The organism is Streptomyces sp. HUAS 15-9 (assembly GCF_025642155.1).
Taxonomy (GTDB): domain Bacteria; phylum Actinomycetota; class Actinomycetes; order Streptomycetales; family Streptomycetaceae; genus Streptomyces.
On record NZ_CP106798.1, the window covers coordinates 4,332,801 to 4,358,695 of the forward strand.

At 69.7% G+C, this 25,895-nt stretch carries 19 protein-coding genes and 1 pseudogene; 11 read left to right on the forward strand and 9 right to left on the reverse strand.

The genetic code is table 11. From position 1 onward, the window contains the following. Positions 1-6: 6 nt before the first annotated feature. The 3 genes from N8I87_RS20045 to N8I87_RS20055 are packed head-to-tail and all read right to left on the reverse strand — an operon-like array spanning position 7 to position 2,802. Positions 7-918, reverse strand: coding sequence for an ABC transporter ATP-binding protein (locus N8I87_RS20045; protein ID WP_263210540.1), 912 nt, complete (start codon positions 916-918; stop codon positions 7-9). Further along, the gene (locus tag N8I87_RS20050; RefSeq protein ID WP_263210542.1) at positions 915-1,823 is read right to left on the reverse strand and encodes an ABC transporter permease subunit; all 909 of its coding nucleotides are present in this window, start codon (positions 1,821-1,823) and stop codon (positions 915-917) included. Before N8I87_RS20050 ends, N8I87_RS20045 begins: the two co-directional genes overlap by 4 nt. After that, positions 1,813-2,802, reverse strand: a complete 990-nt coding sequence (locus N8I87_RS20055) for an ABC transporter ATP-binding protein (protein WP_263216555.1) — start codon at positions 2,800-2,802, stop codon at positions 1,813-1,815. The genes N8I87_RS20050 and N8I87_RS20055 overlap by 11 nt, the downstream gene beginning before the upstream one ends. 216 nt (positions 2,803-3,018) lie before the next feature. On the opposite strand from N8I87_RS20055, the gene N8I87_RS20060 reads away from it, so the two are divergent. From N8I87_RS20060 to N8I87_RS20090, 7 genes and pseudogenes are all read left to right on the forward strand, one after another. Next, complete coding sequence (locus N8I87_RS20060) at positions 3,019-3,897, forward strand: M24 family metallopeptidase (RefSeq protein WP_263210544.1); 879 nt, start codon at positions 3,019-3,021, stop codon at positions 3,895-3,897. Next, positions 3,894-5,651: an SDR family oxidoreductase gene (locus tag N8I87_RS20065; protein WP_263210545.1), complete on the forward strand. Its 1,758-nt coding sequence runs from the start codon at positions 3,894-3,896 to the stop codon at positions 5,649-5,651. Before N8I87_RS20060 ends, N8I87_RS20065 begins: the two co-directional genes overlap by 4 nt. A 149-nt stretch (positions 5,652-5,800) precedes the next feature. Next, positions 5,801-6,746, forward strand: a pseudogene (locus N8I87_RS20070) (MerR family transcriptional regulator). Positions 6,747-6,882: 136 nt separating this feature from the next. Next, a complete protein-coding gene (locus tag N8I87_RS20075; RefSeq protein ID WP_263216558.1) occupies positions 6,883-7,431 on the forward strand; it encodes an RNA 2'-phosphotransferase in 549 nt (182 codons plus the stop codon). Between the two features lie 62 nt (positions 7,432-7,493). Continuing rightward, complete coding sequence (locus N8I87_RS20080) at positions 7,494-7,940, forward strand: hypothetical protein (RefSeq protein ID WP_263210546.1); 447 nt, start codon at positions 7,494-7,496, stop codon at positions 7,938-7,940. 42 nt (positions 7,941-7,982) lie between these two features. After that, positions 7,983-8,885 carry an LLM class flavin-dependent oxidoreductase gene (locus N8I87_RS20085; RefSeq protein ID WP_263210547.1) on the forward strand — a complete coding sequence of 301 codons (903 nt, stop codon included), beginning with the start codon at positions 7,983-7,985 and terminating at the stop codon, positions 8,883-8,885. Between the two features lie 89 nt (positions 8,886-8,974). Continuing rightward, the gene (locus N8I87_RS20090) at positions 8,975-9,901 is read left to right on the forward strand and encodes an HAD-IIB family hydrolase (protein WP_263210548.1); all 927 of its coding nucleotides are present in this window, start codon (positions 8,975-8,977) and stop codon (positions 9,899-9,901) included. Positions 9,902-9,946: 45 nt separating this feature from the next. Here N8I87_RS20090 and cydD read toward each other — a convergent pair whose 3' ends face one another. From cydD to hisC, 4 genes are all read right to left on the reverse strand, one after another. Continuing rightward, positions 9,947-13,468, reverse strand: coding sequence for a thiol reductant ABC exporter subunit CydD (cydD, locus tag N8I87_RS20095; RefSeq protein ID WP_263210549.1), 3,522 nt, complete (start codon positions 13,466-13,468; stop codon positions 9,947-9,949). 63 nt (positions 13,469-13,531) lie between these two features. Further along, positions 13,532-14,536: a cytochrome d ubiquinol oxidase subunit II gene (gene cydB / locus N8I87_RS20100; protein ID WP_263210550.1), complete on the reverse strand. Its 1,005-nt coding sequence runs from the start codon at positions 14,534-14,536 to the stop codon at positions 13,532-13,534. Positions 14,537-14,554: 18 nt separating this feature from the next. Then, entirely contained in the window at positions 14,555-16,063 is a 1,509-nt protein-coding gene (locus N8I87_RS20105; protein WP_263210551.1) for a cytochrome ubiquinol oxidase subunit I, read from the reverse strand. Positions 16,064-16,488: 425 nt separating this feature from the next. Next, a complete protein-coding gene (gene hisC, locus N8I87_RS20110; protein ID WP_263210553.1) occupies positions 16,489-17,568 on the reverse strand; it encodes a histidinol-phosphate transaminase in 1,080 nt (359 codons plus the stop codon). A gap of 439 nt (positions 17,569-18,007) precedes the next feature. Here hisC and N8I87_RS20115 point away from each other — a divergent pair, with 439 nt between their 5' ends. The 3 genes from N8I87_RS20115 (at position 18,008) to N8I87_RS20125 (ending at position 21,689) form a co-directional block, all read left to right on the forward strand. Beyond that, positions 18,008-19,120 carry a LacI family DNA-binding transcriptional regulator gene (locus N8I87_RS20115; protein ID WP_263210554.1) on the forward strand — a complete coding sequence of 371 codons (1,113 nt, stop codon included), beginning with the start codon at positions 18,008-18,010 and terminating at the stop codon, positions 19,118-19,120. A gap of 441 nt (positions 19,121-19,561) precedes the next feature. Further along, the gene (locus N8I87_RS20120) at positions 19,562-20,638 is read left to right on the forward strand and encodes a metallophosphoesterase (RefSeq protein ID WP_263210556.1); all 1,077 of its coding nucleotides are present in this window, start codon (positions 19,562-19,564) and stop codon (positions 20,636-20,638) included. Between the two features lie 181 nt (positions 20,639-20,819). Further along, on the forward strand, positions 20,820-21,689 hold the full coding sequence (locus N8I87_RS20125; protein ID WP_263210558.1) for a hypothetical protein: 870 nt from the start codon (positions 20,820-20,822) through the stop codon (positions 21,687-21,689). A 61-nt stretch (positions 21,690-21,750) separates the two neighbouring features. On the opposite strand, the gene thiC is transcribed toward N8I87_RS20125, so the two are convergent. Then, positions 21,751-23,535, reverse strand: a complete 1,785-nt coding sequence (gene thiC, locus N8I87_RS20130) for a phosphomethylpyrimidine synthase ThiC (RefSeq protein ID WP_317633482.1) — start codon at positions 23,533-23,535, stop codon at positions 21,751-21,753. A gap of 244 nt (positions 23,536-23,779) precedes the next feature. Here thiC and N8I87_RS20135 point away from each other — a divergent pair, with 244 nt between their 5' ends. Beyond that, entirely contained in the window at positions 23,780-25,273 is a 1,494-nt protein-coding gene (locus N8I87_RS20135; protein WP_263210559.1) for a YibE/F family protein, read from the forward strand. Positions 25,274-25,386: 113 nt separating this feature from the next. On the opposite strand, the gene N8I87_RS20140 is transcribed toward N8I87_RS20135, so the two are convergent. Further along, positions 25,387-25,824, reverse strand: coding sequence for an SsgA family sporulation/cell division regulator (locus tag N8I87_RS20140; protein ID WP_263210561.1), 438 nt, complete (start codon positions 25,822-25,824; stop codon positions 25,387-25,389). Positions 25,825-25,895 lie beyond the last annotated feature (71 nt).

Genomic DNA, 25,895 nt, shown 5'->3' on the forward strand with positions numbered 1-25,895 from the left:
GGCCTCCTACGCCGCGACCAGATACGAGAAGACGGACTCGAGGGACTCGTCGGACGGCGAGACCGTGAGCAGCCGGATGCCGTGGTCCCGGGCGACCTTCGGCAGCAGGGTCGTGAAGCGGCCGAAGTCGACGGCCTGGATGTGCAACGCACCTTCGGTGAGATCGACCTCGATGCCGGACGTCGACGGGTCGGCGATCAGCGCGGCCGCGAGGGCGCGGTCGTCGCTGGAGCGGACCAGATAGCGGTGCGGGCGGTCGGTCATCAGGCGGCGGATCCTGCGGAAGTCGCCGCTGGCCGCGTGCCGTCCCGCGACGACGACCTCGATGTGCCAGGCGAGCTGCTCGACCTCTTCGAGGATGTGGGACGAGAACAGCACCGTGCGGCCCTCGTCGCCCATCCGCCGGAGCAGGTCCATGAGCTGCATGCGCTGGCGCGGGTCCATGCCGTTGAACGGCTCGTCGAGCAGGAGCAGCGACGGGTCGTGGACCAGCGCGGAGGCCATCTTCACGCGCTGCCGCATGCCCTTGGAGTACGTGGCGATCTTCCGGTCCTGTGCGTACTCCATCTCGACCGTGGCCAGGGCGCGTTGGGCTGCCTTGGCGCCCAGGCCGTGCAACTCGGCGTTGGCCACGACGAATTCGCGGCCGGTGAGGAAGTCGTACATCGCCTCGCGCTCGGGGACGATGCCGATGTGCTTGTAGATCTGCTCGTTGCGCCACACCGGCTGCCCGTCGAGCGTGACCGAGCCGGTGGAGGGGGCCAGGAAGCCGCCCATCATGTTGATCAGGGTGGACTTTCCGGCGCCGTTGGGGCCGAGCAGGCCGGTGACGCCGGGGCCGATGGTCATGGTGATGTCGTTGACGGCGACCACATTGCCGAACCAGCGGGAGACGTGGTCGATGGAGAGCGTGGTCACAGTCCCACCTTCCGGTAGCGGCGCATCAGGAGGCCGTAGCTGGCGGCGATGAGGCCCAGGACGACGAGGACGTACACCGCGCCCTCCCCGTCGGACGGCCCGACCCCTCCGGGGAAGGCGGAGGAGGCGCCCAGGAAGGCCGACTGCACCCCGTCGATGAGCGTGACCGGCGAGAAGAGGCCGATCCACGGAACCGCGCCGCTGCTGCCCTGGGTGTCGGCGATGGCCTGGAGGGTGGAGACCGCGCCGTAGGAGATGGTCAGGACGGCGATCACGGCCGCGATACCGAAGCCGCGGCGCGGGGTCACGGCCGCGATGACCAGGCCGATACCGGCGAAGAGCAGCGAGAGCAGCGTCACGGAGACCAGTCCCTGGCCGAATTCCCTGGTCTGGTGGGCGAAGCCCATCTTGGCCAGCAGCGAGCCCACGTACATCACGAGCAACGGGGCGGCGGTCAGGACGAACATCGCCGAGGCCAGTGCCGCGAACTTGGCGAGGACGTAGTCGGCGGTCTCGATGGGCCGCGAGAAGTACAGCGGTACGGTCTTGAAGCGCAGGTCGCGGGAGACGGACTGGGGTGCCTGCGAGGCGATGTACAGGCTGATGACGGCCTGCATCACGATCGCGTAGCGGGTGTAGGACACCGGCAGTTCGTGCGCCTTGGTGGCGACGGCAACCGCGACCATGATGGCCGCCGGCACGCACATCACCACGAACAGCAGCATCGGCAGCACCTTGGACTTCACCGAGCGGCCGAGGCCGTAGGAGCCGCGCAGGGACTGCGAGTACAGGGACCGGCGGGCGTAGGCGCGGCCCAGTCGGGGGCCGTCGTAGCTGCGGTAGCCGATGTTGTGGATGCGGGTCTGGTCACCCGCCGGTGTCGTCACGGTGGGCTCAACCGCCATGGCCGACCGCCTCCTTCCGCTGTGCGTCGCTGTGCTGTGCGTCGCTGTCCGTGTCGCTCGTGAAGACCTCCGAGATGTGGTGCCTGCGCTGCTCCATGCGCACCAGGCCGAGGCCCAGGTCGGCGACGACGTCGCGCACCAGGTCGTAGGTCTCCTCGCCCGTGGCGGTGAGCAGCAGGATGTGTCCGGCGCCGGGCAGGCCGCTGCCCTCGTCGAGGGTGGTCACCCCGCGCGCGTGCAGCGCGTCGCGCACCGCACGGGTGCCGTCGGGGTGCTCGTCCGTGTCGGTTACCTCGATCGCCAGCGTGGCCGTGGTCTGGGTGAAGTCCCGGGTGGAGCTGGAGCGCAGGAGCTTGCCGCCGTCGATGATGACGACGTGGTCGCAGGTGCGCTCCAGTTCGCCGAGGAGATGCGAGGTGACCAGGACCGAGATGCCGAAATCGGTGTGGATGCGGCGGATCAGGCCGAGCATCTCGTCACGGCCGACCGGGTCGAGGCCGTTGGTCGGCTCGTCCAGGAACACCAGCTCCGGGTCGTGGACCAGCGCCTGGGCCAGCTTCACCCGCTGCTTCATGCCGGTCGAGTAGCCGCCGATGGGGCGGTAGCGCTCCTCGTACAGACCGACGTGGCGCAGGGTGTCCGCCGTGCGCTCGCGGGCGGCGGCCGGGGGCAGGCCGGACATACGGGCCATGTGGACGACGAACTCGGTGGCCGAGACGTCGGGCGGCAGGCAGTCGTGCTCCGGCATGTAGCCGACCCGCTCGCGGATGGCGCCGCCCTTGGTGGCGACGTCGAGGCCGAGCACTTCGGCGCGGCCTTCGGTGGCGGGGGACAGACCCAGCAGGATCTTGATCAGTGTGGACTTGCCGGCTCCATTGGCACCCACGAGCCCCGTCACACCGGGTCCCACGTCCACGGAGAGCCGGTCAAGCGCGGTCACCCGGGGGAACCGCTTGCTCAGGCTTTCGGTCGCGATCACAGTCACGTCCTCGACGGTAGTGACGCGCGCCACGCAAGTCGTCAGACCGCAGAGCCGTCTTGGCGTCAGACTCCAGTCGTACGGGGCCCTAGGGGATGCCCTTCCTGAGAGTTATCCACAGCTCATGATCCCGCCTATTGACGCCGCCTCTAACAACTGTCACATTCACCGGTGTCAAGTTACGGACGCGTACCGCAGTCGACGGGACGGGGCGGCATGACGACGGCAGTGAACAGCGGACTCCCCGTGGAGCTGCGGGGATTCAGACGTGTCCAGCGTCTGGCGTACGAATGCGCCGAGGCGGTGGCGGCACAGCTGGAGCCCGGGGTGACCGAGCGCGAGGCCGCGCGCATGCAGCGCGAGTGGCTGCGCGAGCGGGGCGTGCGGGACTGGTTCCACCTGCCCTTCGCCTGGTTCGGGGACCGGACGGCATTCGTGAACTTCCGAGTGCCGCTCCAGTTCTTCCCCACCAACCGCCGTCTGGCACCCGGGATGCCGTTCATCCTGGACATGGCCCCGGTGTACGAGGGATACACGGCGGACATCGGCTACTCGGGCTCGCTCGGCCCCAACCCGGTTCAGGACCGGCTGATGGCCGACCTCGAGGCGCACCGTGAGCTGATCCTGCGCGAGGTGCGCGAGCGGCGGCCGCTGCGCGAGATCTACGAGGACGTGGACCGCCTCATGGTCCGCCAGGGCTACGCGAACCGGCATCGCGCGTACCCCTTCGGGGTGATCGCGCACAAGGTGGACCGGGTGCGGCAGCGCCGCTGGTCGCCGCACCTGTTCGGATTCGGCACCCAGTCTCTGAAGGGCCTGGCGTCCGACGCGCTGCACGGCCACCGCGAGGGCTGGTCTCCCCTGTGGTCGCCGTACCGCTTCTCCGACCACCCGCCGCGGCCGGGCCTGTGGGCGGTCGAACCCCACCTCGGCTTCCGGGGTACGGGCGCGAAGTTCGAGGAGATCCTGGTCGTCACCGACTCCAGGGACCCCGAACAGAGTGCCTTCTGGCTGGACGACGATCTGCCATGGGGGTCCCCCCGCGCGAGGTCGTTCGAGCGTGGGGGAGTGCGGCGCTGGGCGGAGGACGAGTGACGACGCTGAAGGGCGCACGGGAGCGCCGGGTGCTGACGGGCGGGGTCGAACTGTGCGTGGCGGAGCTCGGGGACCCGGCGCAGCCGACGGTGGTCCTGGTGCACGGCTACCCGGACAGCAAGGAGGTCTGGTCGGAGGTCGCCGTCCGCCTCGCCGACCACTTCCATGTGGTGCTGTACGACGTCCGGGGCCACGGCAAGTCGACGGCGCCGAAGCCGCTGCGCGGCGCCTTCACGCTGGCGAAGCTCACCGACGACTTCCTGGCGGTCGTGGACGCGGTCAGCCCGGACCGGCCGGTGCATCTGGTGGGCCACGACTGGGGTTCGGTGCAGTCGTGGGAGTTCGTCACGGTCAAGCGCACCGAGGGACGCATCGCCTCGTTCACCTCGATGTCCGGCCCGTCCCTCGACCACTTCGGCCACTGGATCAACGCGCGCGTGAAGCGCCCGATACCCCGCCGCGTGGGCCAGCTCCTCGGCCAGGGCGCCAAGTCCTGGTACGTGTACCTCCTGCACACGCCCGCCCTGCCCGAACTGGCCTGGCGCGGCCCCCTCGGCAAACGCTGGCCGAAGATCCTGGAGCGGGTCGAGAAGGTCCCCGGCGGCGACTACCCGACCTCCTCGCTGCCCACGGACGCCACGAACGGCGCCTGGCTGTACCGGGACAACGTACGCTCCCGCCTGCGCAGGCCACGCCCGGACGCGTACGCCCACGCGCCCGTGCAGCTCATCACGCCCCTGGGGGACGCTTTCCTCTCCGAGAAGCTGTACGACGACCTGGAGCAGTGGGCTCCGCAGCTGACCCGGCGGACTCTGCCGGCCAAGCACTGGGTACCGCGCACCCGCCCCGACCAGCTTGCCGCCTGGATCGACGAGTTCGTCACCGGCGTCGAGGGCGGCCGCCCCGAGGCGAAGCCCTCCGGGCGCCACGGCGAACGGTTCGGCGGCCGGCTCGTGCTGGTCACCGGCGCCGGCAGCGGCATCGGTCGGGCGACAGCGTTCGCGTTCGCGGAGGCGGGCGCGCGTGTGGTGGCCGTCGACCGGGACGCGGAGTCCGCCGCACGCACGGCGGAGCTGTCCCGGCTGCTCGGCGCGCCGAAGGCCTGGGCGGAGACCGTCGACGTCTCCGACGAGCACGCCATGGAGAAGCTCGCCGAGAAGGTCGCCGACGCGTACGGCGTGGTGGACGTGCTGGTCAACAACGCCGGGATCGGGCTGTCGGGCTCCTTCTTCACCACCACGCCGGACGACTGGCGCAAGGTCCTGGACGTCAACCTGTGGGGTGTCATCCACGGCTGCCGTCTCTTCGGCGGACAGATGGCCGAGCGGGGCCAAGGCGGCCACATCGTCAACATCGCGTCGGCGGCGGCGTACCAGCCCTCCAAGGCGCTGCCCGCCTACAGCACCTCCAAGGCGGCCGTCCTGATGCTGTCCGAGTGCCTGCGCGCCGAACTCGCCGGCCAGGACATCGGCGTGACGGCGATCTGCCCCGGCTTCGTCAACACCAACATCACCTCCACCGCACGCTTCACGGGAGTGGACGCGCAGGAGGAACGCCGCCGCCAGAAGCGGACGGCCCGCCTGTACGGGATGCGCAACTACCCACCGGAGAAGGTCGCGGAGGCGATCCTGCGAGCGGTGACCCGCAACGAGGCGGTGGTACCGGTCACCCCGGAGGCCCGCGGCGCACACCTCATGTCCCGTTTCATGCCGGGGGCGTTGAGAGCGATTGCCCGGGTGGAACCGAGGTTGTGAGACGGCGGCCCTGCACAACTGCGGGCAGTCGTGCCTCCCCCAAGCTCTTCGAGCAGGGGGGACCCCCAGCGGCACGGGTGGGCGCAGCGGCACCCGCAAGCGCGGTGAGCGAACCCACCCCCGCCCAGGCACCTCCCAAGGAACTCCACGTGACCGACCCCCCGGCCCCCGCCCCCTATCGCATCGAAGACCTGGCCCACCACACCGGCACCACGGTACGAACCATCCGCGCCTACCAGGACCGCGGCCTCCTCCCCCGCCCCGAACGCCGAGGCAGGGCCAAGGTCTACTCCGACGTCCACGTCACCCGCCTCGTCCAGATCGCCGACCTCCTCGACCGCGGCTACACCCTGGCCTCCATCAAGGAACTCCTGGAGGCCTGGGACACCGGCCGCGGCCTGGGCGGTGTCCTCGGCCTGGTCACCGAGATCGAGGGCCCGTGGACCGACGAGGAGCCCTCCCGGGTCTCCCGCGGAGCTGGACGCCCGCTTCGGCGGCACCCCCGACGACGACGCCGTGGCCGAGGCGGTCGAACTCGGCGTGCTCGAACCCGTACCCGCGGACCCCGACTCGTTCCTCGTGCCGAGCCCCCAAGAGCTGGCTGTCGCGGTCGAGTTGCACAAGGCCGGAGTCCCGCTGTCCGCGATCACCGGCCACCTGCGGGAGTTGAGGGTCCAGGTCGAGCACATGGCCACCCGTTTCCTGGAGTTCACGACCGAGCACGTCTTCGCTCGCTACCTGGACGACCCGCACCGTCTCACCGACGCTCAGGCAGCGGAAGCGGCCTCGCTCGTACGGCGTCTGCGCCCCCTCGCGCAGCAGACCGTGGATGCCGAACTCGCCCGTGCGATGCGCCTGTTCGCCACCCGTCAGCTGCGTCGGCAGCTGGGCGCGGGGGAGCCACGAAAACCGTTCGGGGAGAGCCGTCCCGTACCGGTCCCGGCGGAGACGATCCAGGCCGTGGAGCGGCTGGTTGGTACCGAGCGGGCTGCCGAGTTCGTCGCGCTGGCCGCCGAACGGGAGGTACGCGCCCGGCCCTTGGGTGACCTGACGGCAAGTCATGTCGCTATGGGGGATCTTGACGAAACTCCCTGAATCGCCCACTACTTGTCCACAACTTCGCCAATTCCCCTGTGGATAACCGGACTTGGTTGTGGACAAAACCTCCGAGCGAAAATAACCTGCGTGATCCGCGTCTCTCCCGCACGCTGGTGGAGTGAACGAAAGAGAGATGGACGAGAGGCGCACCGTGAAGGTGTCGAAGTATCTCTCGAAGCACCTGCGGCACCAGCCCGAACGGATCGGCCTCACGCTCGACGAGGGCGGCTGGGTCGAGATCGACACCCTGATCGCCGCGGCGGCCGCGCACGGATTCCGGTTCAGCCGCGCCGAGCTCGACCATGTGGTGGCCGCCAACGACAAGAAGCGGTTCGCCGTAGAGGGCACCCGGATCCGCGCCAGCCAGGGCCACAGCGTCGAGGTCGACCTCGGACTGCCCCCGGCGACCCCGCCGCCGTACCTGTACCACGGGACCGTCGCCCGCAACCTGGAGTCGATCCGCGCAACGGGTCTCAGGCCGATGAACAGGCACGACGTACACCTCTCGGTCGACCGCAAGACCGCGACCCGGGTCGGCGCCCGCCGCGGCCGCCCCGTCGTGCTGGCCGTCGACGCGGGAGCCATGCACCGCGCCGGCCATGTCTTCCACGTCAGCGCGAACGGCGTGTGGCTGACGAAGGCCGTACCGCCCGAGTACCTCCGCTTCTCGGAGCCGCACTGAGCTTCTCCGAGCCACAGCCGTTCCGAGCCGTACTGCCACCCCCTTCCGGCATGATCAGTGGCATGGACCACTTGCCGACCACCGAGGCCGCCGTCACCGCGCTCCGTGCGATAGCCGCCGAATACGCGCGCGAGATCGAGGTGACCCACGACATCGGCGCCGACCGGACCTCGCGCCGCAGCGCGGCGGGCGTCGGCGTCACCACCGACCCGGACGGCTCACTGCCCCACGAGGCGTACGCCGACTTCGGCGGCCTGCCCCGGGTGAGCGTGCGGCTCTTTCCCGAGGACGACGCGCTGATCACCGTCGAGGGCGTCGAGTGCCCCGACGTGCCGCGCGACGACGTGCCCGCCTTCCTCCGCTCGGTCTTCGACGGCCTCGCACACGTCAAGGCCCGCCGCTTCCCGCCGAGCCGGTTCCTGATCGTTCCGCTGCCCGGCGACCGTACGGTCAAGGAGTATGTGCCGACGCTCGGCCTCACCCCGTGGCTGAGCAGCCGCGTACGGTGACCGTTTCGTCCCTGAACGCAGGGTGCCCTTAGTCTCGAACGCATGAGTCTGCGCCTGAGCACCGTGATCCTCCCGTACCGCCGCTGGCACGAAGGCGGCCGTTCGGCCTGGACGCGTGCCGAGCAGCTCGGCTTCCACACCGCCTACACCTACGACCACCTGACCTGGCGCGGCTTCCGCGACGGTCCGTGGTTCGGCGCGATCCCGACGCTGACCGCCGCCGCGGCCGCCACCGACCACCTCCGCCTGGGCACGCTGGTGACCTCGCCGAACTTCCGGCACCCGGTGACCCTCGCCAAGGAGCTGATCTCGCTCGACGACATCTCCGGCGGCCGGATCACGCTGGGCATCGGCGCGGGCGGCACCGGCTTCGACGCCACGGCGCTCGGCCAGGACCTGTGGAGTCCGCGCGAGCGCGCGGACCGCCTCGCCGAGTTCGTGCCGCTGCTGGACCGGCTGCTCACCGAGGACTCGGTGTCGTACGAGGGCGACTTCTACTCGGCGCACGAGGCGCACAACATCCCGGGCTGCGTGCAGCGCCCCCGGCTGCCCTTCGCGGTGGCCGCCACCGGCCCGCGCGGGCTGAAGCTCGCCGCGCGGTACGGGCAGGCGTGGGTGACCACCGGCGACCCGAAGCTGTACGAGAGCGGCACGCCGAAGGAGTCGGTCCGGGCGCTGCGCGGGCAGACCGAGAAGCTGGCCGACGCCTGCGCCGCGCTGGGGCGGAACGTGGCCGGCCTCGACAAGATCCTGCTCACCGGCTTCACCCCGGACCGGACCCGGCCACTGGAGTCCCTGGACGCGTTCGTGGACTTCGCGGGCCGGCACCGGGAGCTGGGCTTCACCGAGATCGTGCTCCACTGGCCCATCCCCGACACGGACTTCGCCGTGGACCAGAAGGTCTTCGAGCAGATCGCCATGGAGGCCCCGGCACAACTGGACTGACCCGGCCCGGTGCCACCCGGCCACATCGCCGTCGGCTACACGTCATCTGTGTCTCATCTGTGCGGGCTCTCGCACGGCCGTGCTGGCATATGCGCGAGAATGACCCGGTGACCTCAGCCACCGGAACGCCCGAGACCCCGGCCTCCCCCAAGCTCTCGACCGCGCTCGAGCAGGGCGGCAGTCCCGTCGTCCCGCCGCGGCTGATCGCCACCGACCTCGACGGCACCCTGCTGCGTGACGACAAGTCGGTGTCCCCGCGCACGGTCGCCGCGCTGGCCGCCGCCGAGGAGGCGGGCATCGAGGTCTTCTTCGTGACCGGCCGCCCGGCCCGCTGGATGGACGTGGTCAGCGACCACGTCCACGGCCATGGCCTGGCGATCTGCGGCAACGGCGCCGCCGTCGTCGACCTGCACGGCGGCCCCGGCACTCACCGGTTCGTGAAGGTGCGCGAACTGGCCCGGGAGAACGCCCTCGACGCCGTACGACTGCTGCGCGACGCGGCGCCGGGCACGGTGTACGCGGTCGAGCAGACGTACGGCTTCCACCAGGAACCGGCCTATCCGAAGCTGCACATGGAGATACCGGACAACCTCGCGCCTGCCGAGGAACTGCTGGCGTCCGACGGTCCGGGTGCCGCCGAACCGGTGATCAAGATCCTCGCCTATCACCCGGATCTCGACCCCGACGCGTTCCTCACCCTCGCCCGCCTCGCCGTCGGCGACCGTGCCAACGTGACCCGCTCCAGCCCCAGCGCGCTGCTGGAGATCAGCGGCCCCGGCGTCTCCAAGGCCAGCACCCTCGCCCTGTGCTGCGCCGAGCGCGGTATCTCGCACGAGGAGGTCGTCGCCTTCGGGGACATGCCCAACGACGTGGAGATGCTGACCTGGGCCGGTCAGTCGTACGCGATGGGCAACGCCCACCCGGACGTGCTCGCCGCGGCGTCGGGGCGGACGGTCGCCAACAACGAGGACGGGGTGGCCGTCGTCATCGAGCAGTTGCTGACGGCCCGGGCGTAGCCCCATCGGGTGCCGCGGACGGGTCCGCCCGTACGACGGGCCGCGTCAGCGCACTCCAGCCGGCAGCTCCGCCTCGGCCTCCCGCTCCACCATGGTGCGCAACGGCCCGTCCATGGCAGCCAGTTCGGCGTACGGTCCGTGCTGCACCACGTGTCCCTCGTCCAGCACGATCACGTCGTCCACCGCGTCGAGTCCGGCGAGACGGTGGGTGATGAGCAGCGTCGTACGGCCTTCGGTGGCGGCCAGCAGATCGGCGGTGAGCGCGTCGGCGGTGGGCAGATCCAGGTGCTCGGCGGGCTCGTCGAGCACGAGGACCGGGAAGTCGGCGAGCAGCGCTCGGGCGAGCGCCAGCCGCTGCCGCTGTCCGCCGGACAGCCGCGCGCCGTGCTCGCCGACGAGCGTGTCGAGTCCGTCGGGCAGTCCGTCCGCCCAGTCGAGCAGCCGGGCCCGTGCCAGCGCGTCCCGCAGTTCCGCCTCGGTCGCGTCCTTCTTCGCGAGCAGCAGGTTCTCGCGCACGGAGCTGTCGAAGAGGTGCGCGTCCTGGGCACACAGCCCTACGAGCCGCCGTACGTCGTCGCCGTCCAGGGCGTGCGCGTCCACGCCGGCCAGCGTGTAGGAGCCCGCGCTCGGGTCGAGGAATCGCAGCAGCACCTGGGCGAGGGTCGTCTTGCCGGACCCGGACGGCCCGACCACGGCGACCCGGCGCCCTTCCTCCAGTGTCAGATCGAGCCCGGTGAGCGCCTCCCGGTGCTGCCCGGAGTACCGGGCGGCCAGCCCCTTCACCACGACCGGGAACGGTGACGCGGGCGCCTGGCGCGGCCGCTCCGGCTCCCATACGGGCTCGGGGGCGTCCAGGATCTCGTACACACGCTCCGCGCTCCGGCGCACCCGCTGCCGGTAGCGCACGGCGACCGGCAGCCCGAGCACGGCCTCGAAGGCGGCCAGCGGGATGAGGACGACCACGGCCATCGCCACCCCGTCCAGCCGGCCCGCGGCGACGGCCTGGGCGCCCAGCAGGGCGGTGACCGCCACGGTCAGGCCGGAGATCAGCGCGGTGAGTCCATCGCCGAGCGCGGTGGCGGTGGCGGCGCGCGAGGCGATCCGAGTGAGGGTGCCGTCGGCCCGCCGGGCCGCGTCGGTGCGGGCGGGCAGCGCGCCGGCGACCGTCAGTTCGGCGGTGCCGGTGAGCAGGTCGGTCACTCGCGTCGCGAGGTCTCCGCGGGCGGGCGCCAGCCGTCGCTCGGCGCGCCGCGCCACGGCGCCGGTCAGCAGCGGTACGCCGATCCCGGCCGCGAGCAGTCCCGCGGCGAGCGCGGCTCCGGCCCCGGGCAGAAGCCAGGCGGTGAAGGCCACGGATCCGGCGGACACCGCCGTCGCGACCCCCGCGGGCAGCAGCCAGCGCAGCCAGTAGTCCTGCAGCGCGTCCACGTCGGCGACGAGCCGGGACAGCAGGTCGCCCCTGCGGGCGGTACGGAGCCCGGCGGGGGCCAGCCGCTCCAGCCGCCGGTACACGGCGACCCGGGTGTCGGCCAGCATCCGCAGTACGGCGTCGTGCGACACCAGCCGCTCCGCGTACCGGAACACGGCCCGCCCGATTCCGAAGGCCCGCGTCGCCGTCACGGCCACCATCAGATACAGCACGGGCGGCTGTTGCGAGGCACGCGAGATGAGCCACCCGGAGGTGGCCATCAGTCCGACGGCACAGCCGAGCGCCAGGCTCCCCAGCAGCAGCGCGAGGGCGAGGCGTCCACGCCGGGGGCCGGCGAGATCGCGGACACGGGCGAGGAGTTGCCCCTTGGACCTCGTGAGGCCCGCTTCGGGCCCGTCCTCGGCAACACCCTCGGCCGGCACCGCCCCGACGGAGCGCACGTCCCGGGACCCGGCAACGGCGGAAGCGGGAGAGGCGGGGGCCACGGTGGCGGAGGGCTCGGCTGCCTCCAGCCGCACCACGCGGTCGGCGACGCCGAGCAACGCCGGCCGGTGCACGACCAGCAGGGCGGTCCGCCCCACCGCCAGCCGCCGCACCGCCGTCACGACCTCGGCCTCGGTCGCCCCGTCGAGCGCGGCCGTCGGCTCGTCCAGCAGCAGTACGGGCCGGTCGGCGAGGAACGCCCGGGCCAGCGCGAGCCGTTGCCGCTGCCCGGCGGAGAGCCCGGCCCCGTCCTCGCCGAGCACGGTCCCGGCCCCCTGGGGCAACGCGTCCACGAACTCCAGGGCCCCCGCGTCACGCAGCGCCCGGCGCACGGCGTCGTCGTCCGCGTCGGGACGCGCCAGCCGTACGTTCTCCGTGATCGTCCCGGCGTACAGATGCGGCCGCTGCGGCACCCAGGCGATGCGCGAGCGCCACCGCTCCAGGTCGATGTCGGCCAGATCGGCTCCCCCGATCCGCACCCGGCCCTCACTGGGCCGTACGAATCCGAGCAGGACGTTCAGCAGCGTCGACTTGCCCGCACCGCTCGGCCCGACCAGGGCGACGGTCTCTCCGGGTTCGACGGCGAAGGAGACGTCCGTGACGGCATCCGTGGACCGCCCGGGATACCGGACCGTCACGCCTTCGAAGGCGAGGGTCCCCCAGGGCACCGACCCGGTCCCGGACTCGGGTACCGGCGTCTCCAGTACGGCGAAGATCTCCTCGGCGGCGGCAAGTCCCTCCGCCGCCGCGTGGTACTGCGCTCCCACCTGGCGCAGCGGCAGATAGGCCTCGGGCGCCAGCACCAGGATGAGCAGTCCGATGTACAGGTCCATGTCGCCATGGACGAGCCGCATACCGATCGTCACCGCGACCAGCGCGACCGACAGCGTCGCGAGCAACTCCAGTGCGAAGGAGGAGAGGAAGGCGATCCGCAGGGTCCGCATGGTCGCCTGGCGGTACTCACCGGTGATTCGGCGGATGGAGTCGGCCTGCGCCTTGGCACGCCCGAACACCTTCAGGGTGGGCAGCCCCGCGACGACGTCCAGGAAGTGCCCCGAGAGCCGGGACAGCAGCCGCCACTGACGGTCCATCCGGGACTGAGTGGCCCAGCCGATCAGCACCATGAACAGAGGGATGAGCGGAAGGGTGCCGACGATGATCGCCGCCGACATCCAGTCCTCGGTGACGATCCGCGCGAGCACCGCGGCCGGTACGACCACCGCGAGCCCCAACTGCGGCAGATAGCGCGAGAAGTAGTCGTCGAGGGCATCGACACCACGCGTGGCGAGGGTGACCAGCGAACCGGTCCGCTGTCCGCTCAGCCACCCGGGGCCCAGTGCCGCGGCGCGCGCCAGGAGGCGTCCGCGCAGCTCGGACTTGACGGCCGCACTCGCCCGGTGCGCGGCAAGCTCGGTGAGCCAGGAGACCAGCGCACGGCCAGCGGCGACGGCCACCAACAACACCAGGGGGGTGCGTAGTTCACTCGCCGACTGGCCGTGCTGGAAGGCGCCGACCACCACTTCGGCGATGAGCATGGCCTGGGCGATGACGAGTCCGGCGCCGAGGGCACCCAGGGCGACGACCGCCACCAGGAAGAGTCGCGTGGCGCGGGCGTAGCGCAGCAGACGCGGATCGATCGGTTTCACGTGAAACATGCCCTTCGGTCCGAGGAGGGGTGTTTCACGTGAAACATGGTGAACACCCCTCCTGCCGCAGACTCAGTGCGCGGGTTCGGCTATGTGCTGTGTGCCGATCCGCTTGCGAAACACCCAGTACGTCCAGCCCTGGTAGAGCAGCACGATCGGCGTGGCGATCCCTGCGCACCAGGTCATGATCTTCAAGGTGTACGGACTCGACGAGGCATTGGTGACCGTGAGGCTCCAGTCACCGTTGAGCGAGGACGGCATGACGTTCGGGAAGAGCGACAGGAAGAGCATCGCCACGGCGGCCACGATCGTGACGCCGGACAGGGCGAACGACCATCCCTCACGGCCGGCCTGGTTGGCCACCAGGGCGGCGACCAGTGCGACGACCGCCACGATCATGGCCGCCAGGCTCTTGCCGTCACCGCTGTCGATCTGCGTCCACAGCAGGAAGAACACTGCCAGCACGGCCGTGACGAGACCGACCCTCAGCGCGAGCTTCCGCGCCCGCTCCCGGATGTCCCCGACCGTCTTGAGCGCGGTGAACACCGCGCCGTGGAAGGTGAACAGCGTCAGCGTCACCAGGCCGCCGAGAAGCGCGTACGGGTTCAGCAGGTCCCACACGCTACCGACGTACTCGGCGTGCTCGTCGATCTTCACACCCCGCACGATGTTGCCGAAGGCCACACCCCACAGGAGGGCGGGGATCAGCGAGCTCCAGAAGATCGCGGTCTCCCAGTTGCGCTGCCAGTTCTCCTCGGGCCGCTTCGCCCGGTACTCGAAGGCGACACCCCGGACGATCAGGCTGACCAGGATGACCAGCAGCGGCAGATAGAAGCCGGAGAAGAGAGTGGCGTACCACTCGGGGAAGGCGGCGAAGGTCGCGCCACCTGCCGTGAGCAGCCACACCTCGTTACCGTCCCAGACAGGGCCGATGGTATTGATCAACACCCGCTTCTCGGCCCGGTTCCGGGCGAGAAGCTTGGTGAGGATGCCGACCCCGAAGTCAAAACCCTCCAGGAAGAAGTAGCCGATCCACAGGACGGCGATCAGGACGAACCAGACGTCGTGAAGTTCCATGACTGCAGCTCCCTCGGCCTAGTACGAGAAGGCCATCGGCTTGTCGGCGTCACGGACATCGCCGCCGATCTTCGTGGGCGGGTTGAGGTCGGCCTCGGTGAGCTCGGGCGGGCCGGCCTTGACGTACTTCACCAGCAGCTTGACCTCGACCACGGCGAGGATCGCGTACAGCAGGGTGAGGACGGTCATCGAGGTGAGGACCTCGGCCTGGGAGACGCCGGGGGAGACCGCGTGGCGGGTCTGCAGGACGCCGTAGACGACCCAGGGCTGACGGCCCATCTCGGTGAAGATCCAGCCCCAGGAGTTGGCGATCAGCGGGAAGGCCAGGGTCCAGATCGCGATGCGCCAGGACCAGGTGGTGAGCTTCGGGCCGAGGGCCTTGTTCTTGAACAGGACCAGATGCGGCACTTCGTCTTCGCTCACCCGCAGGTGCTGCGGCAGCATGAACTTCTTCCGGGTCAGCCAGAGTCCGGCCAGACCGATGGCGAAGGACGCCATGCCGAAGCCGATCATCCAGCGGAAGGACCAGAAGGTGACGGGGATGTTCGGCCGGTAGTCACCGGGTCCGAACTTCTGCTGCTCGGACTTGTTGACATCGTTGATGCCGGGCACAAAGGAGCTGAAGTCGTCGTTCGCGAGGAAGGACAGCACGCCCGGCACCTCTATCGCGACGGTGTTGTGGCCCTTCTCCACATCGCCGTACGCGAAGATCGAGAACGGTGCCGAGTCCTGACCGTCCCACAGCGCCTCGGCGGCGGCCATCTTCATCGGCTGCTGCCTGAACATGACCTTGCCGAGGGTGTCACCGCTGACCGCGGTGAGCAGACCGGCGATGACCACGGTGATCAGACCGAGCCGCAGCGAGGTCTTCATCTCCGTGATGTGCTTCTTGCGGGACAGGTGGTAGGCGGCGATGCCGACCATGAAGGCGCCGCCGGTCAGGAAGGCCGCGGAGAGCGTGTGGAAGGCCTGGGCCAGCGCGGTGTTCTGGGTCAGGACGTGCCAGAAGTCGGTGAGCTCGGCACGCCCCTTCGCCTTGTTGATCCGGTAACCGACGGGGTGCTGCATCCATGAGTTGGCCGCGAGGATGAAGTACGCCGACAGGAACGTGCCGATCGAGACCATCCAGATGCAGGCCAGGTGGATCTTCTTGGGCAACTTGTCCCAGCCGAAGATCCACAGACCTATGAAGGTGGACTCGAAGAAGAAGGCGATCAGGGCCTCGAAGGCCAGCGGTGCGCCGAAGATGTCACCGACGAAGCGTGAGTAGTCGGACCAGTTCATGCCGAACTGGAACTCCTGCACGATGCCGGTGACGACGCCCATCGCGATGTTGATCAGGAAGAGCTTGCCCCAGAACTTGGTCGCTCTGAGGTACTTCTCCTTTTCTGTGCGTACCCACGCCGTCTGCAGGCCGGCCGTGAGGGCCGCCAGCGAGATCGTCAAGGGCACGAACAGGAAGTGGTAGACGGTGGTGATGCCGAACTGCCAGCGCGCCAGTGTCTCCGGCGCCAAAGCCAAGTCCACGTCGACAGTCTCCTTACATGCCGTGCTCAAGCGGCAGTTTGCCCCTTATGTCACACACATCAGCGGAGCAACCGGGACACGCTTGTGAACGCGTTCACATTCACAAGCAATTATGACGCATGGCCGTTCGACGTTGGAGGGGTGGGGGGTCCCTAAGCACAATCAGACGGATGCGGGCCGAAAAGGACCGGTGGGCCCATGGCACACAGGGGCTTCCCCTGTCGCTTCAATGGAATGTTGAATCCGGCGCATGCCGGGCGGCTCCGTTCCACGTGAAACGGACGCCCACCAGGGCATCGCACCCGGCACCGTCGCCTCTGGACGCAGGGCGACGTCCTCGCCCTCCCCTACGGCACCACGCCGAGCTCGCGAGGCGACGAATGCCGCCTCGCGAGTTCGTGGACGAGCAGAGCGGTAGGGCTTCCTCAGAGCTCCTTGCGGAACGCTTCCGCCACCTTCACGAAGATGTCGTTCGCCTCGTGCTCCCCGACCGTCACCCGCACACCCTCGCCGGGGAACGGTCGGACCACGATGCCATGCTGCTCGCAGGCAGCGGCGAAGGCGGCCGTCTGCTCTCCCAGCCGCAGCCAGACGAAGTTGGCCTGGGTCTCGGGCACCGTCCAGCCCTGGGCGCGCAGCGCCTCGACCACACGCTGACGCTCGCACACCAGCGAGCCGACCCGGCCGAGCAGTTCGTCCTCGGCTCGCAGCGAGGCGATCGCCGCCTCCTGCGCGAGCTGGCTCACACCGAACGGCACGGCCGTCTTGCGCAGCGCCGCCGCCACCGGCTCATGCGCGATCGCGAACCCGACGCGCAGCCCGGCGAGTCCATAGGCCTTCGAGAACGTACGCAGGACACAGACGTTGGGCCGGCCACGGTAGAGCTCAGCACCGTCCGGCACCTCCGGGTCGCGGATGAACTCCCGGTAGGCCTCGTCCAGCACCACCAGGACATCACGGGGCACCCGGTCGAGGAACCGCTCCAGCTCGGCCCGCCGTACGACCGTGCCTGTCGGGTTGTTGGGGTTGCAGACGAAAATCAGCCGGGTCCGGTCGGTGATAGCGTCCGCCATCGCGTCCAGGTCGTGCACATCGCCCGGCGTGAGCGGCACCCGTACCGATCGCGCACCGCTGATCTGCGTGATGATCGGGTACGCCTCGAAGGACCGCCAGGCGTAGATGACCTCGTCACCGGGGCCGCTGGTGGCCTGGAGCAGCTGCTGGGCGACGCCGACGGAGCCGGTGCCGGTGGCCAGATGGGAGAGCGGGACGTCGAAGCGCTCCGACAGCTCGTCCATCAGCCCGCCGCACGCCATGTCCGGGTAGCGGTTGAAGTTCGCGGCGGCCGCGGTCACCGACTCCATGACCCCGGGCAGCGGAGGGTAGGGGTTCTCGTTGGAGGACAGCTTGTAGGCGACCGGACCGTCGGCCGCGGCGGGCTTGCCCGGCTTGTAGGTGGGGATACCCTCCAGCTCGGCGCGCAGCCTCGGGCTCGTCTCGCTCACCGCAGTCCTCCTCGCGACCCCCGGCGGCCCGTGCGCGCCGCCGGCTTCCAATACTGCTCACCCTATGAGGATTCGGCGCTCCTGCGTACAGGTGAGGAGCGACGGGAATGAGTGAGGCGTAAACCACATCAGCCCCACCCGCATCAGGGGCATCACCGCATGAAGATGTACGAAACGGGGGGCGCGTCGCACATATATCTACGCGCCGGTGGCTCGCGCCGTGGCGCGCATCGCTCGTCAAGGTGAGTTGAGACCTCTTCGAAACATCGGGCCCTTGGCAGGCCCATGCGCGCCGACAAGTCACGTCTTGCCATTGGATCGTTCAACTGACTTTCTTTCTAAGGCAGTTGACCCCTTATGACCATGCAGAAACGTGCCTGTCAACGCGTGCATATGCGTCCGCACTACCCCACCGCCTGAGCCCTACTATCGGCTCGCCATGACAGCAGCAGGGAAGCACCAGGTGAGCCGCGCGGAAACCTCACGTCGAGGCAGTCGGCCGGGTCGAGCAGGCATCAGAGACGTCGCCGCCGCCGCCGGGGTCTCCATCACGACCGTGTCCGACGCCCTCAACGGCAAGGGCCGGCTCCCGGACGCCACCCGGCGCCATGTCCGCGAGGTCGCCGATCGGCTGGGGTACCGCCCCTCGGCCGCCGCCCGCACGCTCCGTACCGGCAAGTCGGGGCTCATCGGCCTGACCGTGACGACGTACGGGGATGAACCTTTCACCTTCACCGAGTTCGCGTACTTCGCCGAAATGGCCCGCGCCGCGACCTCGGCCGCACTCGCCCGCGGCTACGCCCTGGTGATCCTGCCCGCGACCTCGCGCCACGACGTGTGGTCGAACGTCGCCCTGGACGGCACGGTCGTCATCGACCCCTCCGACCAGGACCCGGTGGTCAGCGAGCTGGTCCGGCAGGGCCTGCCGGTCGTCTCCGACGGCCGCCCGGTCGGTTCGCTCCCGGTCACGGCATGGGTCGACAACGATCACGAGGCCGCCGTACTCGGCATCCTCGACCATCTCGCCGACGCGGGCGCCCGCCGGATCGGGCTGCTCACGGGGACGACGACGGACACGTACACCCATCTGTCGACCACCGCGTATCTGCACTGGTGCGAACGGGTCGGCCAGGACCCGGTGTACGAGGCCTACCCGGCGCACGACCCGTGTGCCGGCGCCGTCGCCGCCGACCGGCTGCTGGCCCGCCCCGACCGCCCCGACGCGGTCTACGGCCTCTTCGACCCCAACGGCACCGACCTGCTGGCCGCCGCCCGCCGCTACGGTCTGCGCGTCCCGGACGATCTGCTGCTGGTGTGCTGCAGCGAGTCCACGGTGTACGCCAACACCGAGCCGCCCATCACCACGCTCTCCCTCAAGCCCCGACGCATCGGCACGGCCGTGGTCCAGCTCCTCATCGACGCCATCGAGGGAGTCGACTCGGAGCACCCGGTCGAGCAGGTGATACCGACCGAACTGATCGTGCGCACCTCGTCCCAGCGCCGTTCGCCGCGGACGACGGTCAGCCCTCCGCGAATGCCGGAGGAGAAGTAGCCACCACCGGGCCGGCGGGCCGGGCTCATGGAAGCCCGGCCGACCCTCGGGTGGGGGCAGCGGCAACGGGGGTCCGGCGGTCACGAGCCCATCACACCTTCCGGGCCCGACTCGACAGCCGCCCGCGGGGAGTCATCGGCTCGACGGCAGCGATCGTCCGCGTCACAACAGTGGGTCGTCGGTGTGCGACAGCGGGTCGTCAGCCTGACGCCAGGAGGTCGTCCGCTCGGTGCCAGGGGTTCTTCAGGCTGCCATCGGAAGGTGAAAGCCCTGCCCAAACGGGGCGAAAGCCGCGTTGAACTGGAGTCTTGCTCCGATTCACCACCCCTGGGTCATCACATGGCGCGATCCGCATTCCTATGATGGGCCCACGACACCGCGGGCCGCTGCGACCAGGCAGTCCGAACCGGTGCAGATGCGGCGCGATGGTGGAGGGGTCTGATGACTCAGGGGGCCGGTCAGGGACCCGAGGTGGAGCGGACGGCGACGTTGCGCGACTTCCGGGTACCCGGGTACGTCCATGAGACCGGTCCGTATGCCCACAGCGCCCGCCCCGGCAACACCGTCGCCCCCGTGGACGAGGGCTACCCGGAGGGGTACTCGCCCACCCAGCGCGACCTGCCCGTCATCAACCGGGGCGACACGCTCCAGGTGCCCGTCGACCCGGCGCCCGCGCCGGCCCCGCGGCAGACCACCGGCACGGGCCCGCTGTATGTCGTCGGGGACGTGCACGGCTATCTCGACGACCTGATCACCGCCCTGAGGGAGAAGGACCTGATCGACTCGGCCGGCCAGTGGTGCGCGGGCACCGCCCGGCTGTGGTTCCTCGGCGACTTCACCGACCGCGGCCCGGACGGCATCGGCGTCATCGACCTGGTGATGCGGCTGTCCGCGGAGGCCGCCGCGGCCGGCGGCTACTGCAAGGCGCTCATGGGCAACCACGAACTCCTGCTGCTCGGCGCCAAGCGGTTCGGCGACACCCCCGTCAACTCCGGCGCGGGCACCGCCACCTTCCAGGCGGCCTGGCTGCTCAACGGCGGCCAGAAGACCGACATGGACCGCCTCCAGGACCACCATCTGCAGTGGATGGCCCGCCTCGACGCCGTCGAGGAGGTCGACGGCTATCTGCTCGTCCACTCCGACACCACCGCCTACCTGGACTACGGCGACTCGATCGAGGCGGTCAACGACACGGTCCGCGAGACGCTCACGCGCAACGACGCGGACGAATGCTGGGACCTGTTCCGCAAGTTCACCAAGCGCTTCTCCTTCCGCGACGAGGGCGGCGCCGACGCCGTGCGCTCCCTCCTCGATACGTACGGCGGCACGCGCATCGTTCACGGCCACAGCCCCATTCCGTACCTGCTGGGCGAGGTCGGGTCCGAGGACGGCGAGGAGGATGCCGGTCCCGTGGTCGAAGGACCGCACGTCTACGCCGACGGCCTGGCCATCGCCATGGACGGCGGCGTGACCATGGCCGGAAAGCTGCTGGTCCAGCAACTTCCCCTGGATAACTGAGCGTTCGACGGGCAAGCGTCCCCCGACGGCGTACATGCAGGCCAGCACCCAATTTCTGGCAACCCCCTGTCACCGCGTGCCGTCGCGGCTCTACCATCGGCTTATCCGTAGCAGGCTCCCCTCCGTTTCTGCCCGACGGCTCGCCGGCGTGCGAGCCCCAAGCCCTACGGAGCATCGGGGGATGCACATGAACAGCGTTCCGCAGCACCTGCACAGCGAGGACCGCCAGGAATACGAGCGGATCCTCGATGAGGCGCTGCGCTCCGCACCACACCGCCCGGAACTGGCCGCTGTGGGACAGCGGCTGAACACCGAACAGCTGCGCACCATGGCGCTGAACGCCACCACACTCATCACGGCGGCCGCGGCGACCGAGTACCAGCACTATGTGAAGGTCCGCGAGGAACTGCGCCAACCGGCGTCGTCCACCCCGTCGTCCAGCGGTGAATCCGGCTCCGGTGAGCCGGGCGCCGCGGGCGCGATGGGGCTCGCCACCACCCTCGGCGAGGCCGCCGAGACCACCGGCGCGGGCGCCGTCGCCGTCGTCGCGGTCCTCGCCCCCGTCCTCGCCGGAACCGCCGCGGCGATATTCCTGCTCGTCGGCTACATCCTGAAGATGCTCGACCCCGAGCCGGCATTCGCCCAGACCATGCTGACCGCGGGATGGGTGTTCGGCGCCATGACCGCGGCCGCGATCCTCGTCGCCGCGGTCGGGCTGCTGCTCACCGCGCTGCGCAACAGCCCCTCGCTGGACGCCGGGGCCTACGGCGAGGCGAACGGGGAGGTGACCCGGGCCAGGGAAGCCTGGCGAGAAGCCCTCCTGGAACGCGGCATCCTCCCCTTCCTCCAGGAAGCCCTCGCCAACCCCGGCACGACCGCGCTGCACCGCACGGCCCCTCCGGCACCGACCAGCCGCATGCCGCGCCTCGGCTACGACCGCCCGGGCTTCAGCAGCCCCGACGACGGCAGCACCCCGGGCCCACGCCCGAGCTTCACCAGCCCGGACTACACGAGCCCGGACTTCGGAGGCCCGGAACACCAGCCGGAATAGCCCCGGCCTGCGCCCCCGACGGGGCGCAGGCCGGGCAACCGGCGACGGAACAACCGCCGGATCAGTCGGCGACCGGCAGATACACCCGATTGCCCGCGGCAGCGAACTCCTTCGACTTCTGAGCCATGCCCTCCTCGATCTCCACCCGGCTGCCACCGTGTTCACGCCGGATGTCCTGGGAGATCTTCATCGAGCAGAACTTCGGCCCGCACATCGAGCAGAAGTGAGCTGTCTTGGCCGGCTCCGCCGGCAGGGTCTCGTCGTGGAACTCCCGTGCTGTGTCCGGGTCCAGGGCGAGGTTGAACTGGTCCTCCCACCGGAACTCGAAGCGCGCGTCGGACAGCGCGTCGTCCCACTCCTGCGCACCGGGGTGCCCCTTGGCGAGGTCGGCTGCGTGGGCGGCGATCTTGTAGGTGATGACGCCGGTCTTGACGTCGTCACGGTTGGGCAGGCCCAAGTGCTCCTTGGGCGTGACATAGCAGAGCATGGCCGTGCCCCACCAGGCGATCATCGCGGCACCGATGCCGGAGGTGATGTGGTCGTACGCCGGCGCGACGTCCGTCGTCAGCGGGCCGAGCGTATAGAACGGAGCTTCATCGCAGATCTCCTGCTGAAGGTCGATGTTCTCCTTGATCTTGTGCATCGGGACGTGTCCCGGGCCCTCGATCATGGTCTGAACATCAAAACGCTTGGCGATCCGGTTGAGTTCCCCGAGCGTCCGGAGTTCCGCGAACTGCGCCTCGTCGTTGGCGTCGGCGATCGAGCCCGGCCGAAGGCCGTCGCCCAGCGAGTACGTGACGTCGTAGGCGGCGAGGATCTCGCAGAGTTCCTCGAAGTTCTCGTACAGGAACGACTCCTTGTGGTGCGCGAGGCACCAGGCCGCCATGATCGAGCCGCCGCGCGAGACGATGCCGGTCTTGCGATTCGCGGTGAGCGGGACGTACGGCAGGCGAACGCCCGCGTGGACCGTCATGTAGTCCACGCCCTGCTCGGCCTGCTCGATGACCGTGTCTTTGTAGATCTCCCAGGTCAGTTCCTCGGCCCTGCCGTCGACCTTCTCCAGGGCCTGATAGAGCGGCACGGTGCCGATGGGGACGGGGGAGTTGCGCAGCACCCACTCGCGGGTGGTGTGGATATTGCGGCCGGTGGACAGGTCCATGACCGTGTCGGCGCCCCAGCGGGTCGCCCAGGTCATCTTCTCGACCTCCTCCTCGATGGAGGACGTCACCGCGGAGTTGCCGATGTTGGCGTTGACCTTCACCAGGAACCGCTTGCCGATGATCATCGGCTCGATCTCCGGGTGGTTGACGTTGGCGGGCAGCACCGCCCGGCCTGCCGCGATCTCCTCGCGGACGACCTCGGGAGCAACGTTCTCCCGGACGGCCACGAACTCCATCTCCGGCGTGATCTCGCCCCGGCGCGCATACGCGAGCTGGGTGACCGCCGTGCCGTCACGGCCGCGGCGCGGCAGACGCGGGCGTCCGGGGAAGACCGCGTCGAGGTTGCGCAGACCGCCGCGGGGAGAGGTGTGCTTGACCCCGTCGTCCTCGGGACGGACGGGACGGCCCGCGTACTCCTCGGTGTCGCCGCGGGCGATGATCCAGTTCTCCCGCAGCGGCGGTAGGCCCCTGCGGACGTCCGTCTCGACGAGTGGATCGGTGTACGGGCCTGAGGTGTCGTACAGCGTGACCGACTGCCCGTTGGTGAGGTGCACCTGACGAACCGGCACACGTACATCGGGGCGTGAGCCCTCGACATACCCCTTGTGCCAGCCGATGGACTTCCCGGCCTCACCCTGGGCAGAGTTCTGCATGGAGGCAGGCGTGCGTGCGTCCTTGTTGGTCATGAGACCTACTCCCTACGCCGGCATTACCCGGTAACAGGTTCAGCGGTCGACGCAGCGATTTCCGTCTCGGCCGGCGTTTCCTGTGAAACATCACTCAGTTCCACGTGAAACATCGCGAATACGGAGGTCAGCGCCCTCTCAGCCCGGTGCTCCGAGCTCCCGCGTGTGCAAAGGTGCCTCCACGCTAGCGTCAATTCGGTCGCGGTGAACAGAGGGCCCCTACCGTTCTTGCAATGATCTGGCGGTGACCACGACACAGCAGTACCCCTACCCGCCGCCCGAGCCGCCGCGCCGACCCGGCCCCGGACAGCGCGGCGGACACGACCACGAGCGCCACGGTGCCAGCGATGAGCACGGCCACGGGTCCGGCCATGGACAGGCCCCGGGACACGGGCACGGTGCCGGAAACAGCGGCGGCCACGGCCACTCGCACAGCCACAGCCATGGCCCCGCCGCGCCCGTCTCCCAGCATCTGCGCAAGGTCATCGCGGCGATCCTGATCCCGTTCACCGCGGCGGTCGTGGTCGGACTCGTCGTGCTCTGGCCCGGTGGAGCCCCGCCGCACCAGCGCACGGGAGTCGGCTTCGACCGGCAGACGCAGCAGGCCACGGTCACCGTGGTCGTCGAGGTGAGCTGCAAGTCGGTGAACGCCTCGGGGCAGGCGCCGACGGGCGACACCCCCACCGCAAGGGATAATTCCGCCCAGAAGGAGGAGAACAGCACCTGCAAGAAGGCGACGATCCAGGTCGACACCGGCAAGGACAAGGGCCGTACGTTCACGGAGATCGTGCAGCCGGACCAGTCACGGCAGTTGCACGAGGGCGAGAAGGTTGTGGTCGCCTACGAGCCCTCGGCACCCAAGGAGCTGCAGTACTCGGTCGCCGATGTGGACCGGAAGTTCCCGATGGCGCTGCTGGCCGGCATCTTCGCGCTCGCCGTCGTGGTGGTGGGCCGATTGCGCGGCGTCATGGCGCTGGTCGCGCTGGCCGTCAGCTTCCTGGTGCTGACCCTCTTCATCCTGCCCGCGATCCTGCAGGGCTCGAACCCACTCGTCGTGGCGGTGGTCGGGTCGAGCGCCATCATGCTGATCGCGCTCTATATGTGCCACGGTCTGTCGGCCCGCACATCGGTCGCGGTGCTCGGCACGCTGGTGTCGCTTCTGCTGATCGGCATCCTGGGCTCGGAGTTCATCGACTGGGCCGCGCTGACGGGCAACACCGACGACAACACCGGTCTCATCCATGGCCTGTATCCGTCGATCGACATGAGCGGTCTGCTGCTGGCCGGCGTCATCATCGGTTCACTCGGCGTCCTGGACGACGTGACCGTGACCCAGACCTCGGCCGTGTGGGAACTGCACGAGGCCAATCCGTCGATGGGCTGGCGCGGACTGTACCGGGCGGGGATCCGCATCGGCCGTGACCACATCGCGTCCGTCGTCAACACGCTCGTACTCGCCTATGCCGGTGCCGCGCTGCCGCTGCTGCTGCTCTTCTCGATCGCGCAGAGCAGCGTGACGAGCGTCGCCAACAGCGAACTGGTGGCGGAGGAGATAGTGCGCACCCTGGTGGGCTCGATCGGCCTGGTCGCCTCGGTGCCGGTCACCACGGCCCTGGCCGCCCTCGTGGTGTCGGCCGACAGGCCGGGACAGGGGGCAGGGAAGGCGGGGGCGGGGAAGCCTGCCGAGGTCCCGTCCGCCGCGGCGCGCGGTGGACGGGGCCGGCGCCGCAAGAGGTGACGCTCCGGCAGAACCGGTGACCTATGAGGTGAGCCGACGACCTACGAGGAGAAGCGTTACTGCAGCGCCCCGCACGCCATCGTGGGGCGCCTCGCCCGCCATGCCGTAGCGCGTCAGCCGGCGCTCTGTTCCTCGGCCAGGATGCGGTCCAGGGCCTCGTCGAGATGGGCGTCGAAGTCGGCGAGCGCCCCCTCCTGGCCGAGCGGCACCAGCTTGTCCGTACGGTCGAGGAAGGCCACGAGCGGCGGCGCCGAGGACCGGAACACCGCCTGGTCGCCACCGACCTGAAGGCGGATCAGCACCTCCCCCAGCACGTCCGTATCGGCGGGCGCGATGTGCACATCACCGTCCCCGCACGGCCGGCCCACCCCGTCGATCAGCAGCTCGCGCCCGAAGGCCCATGTCACCGGGGCATCACCGGGCAGATGGAAGGTCAGCCGTACGGCGTAGGGGTCACAGGTCTCGTAACGCAACTCCACCGGAATGCGAAAGGAGAGCTCCTCGGACACGAGGAAGCTCATCATGACCTCTGCCTGTACGGACTCGCGCATCGCCTACCCCGTCTTATGACACCGACCGGCCGGATTGATTCCTTGACGCTGGTCAAATCTTGCAGAAAGTA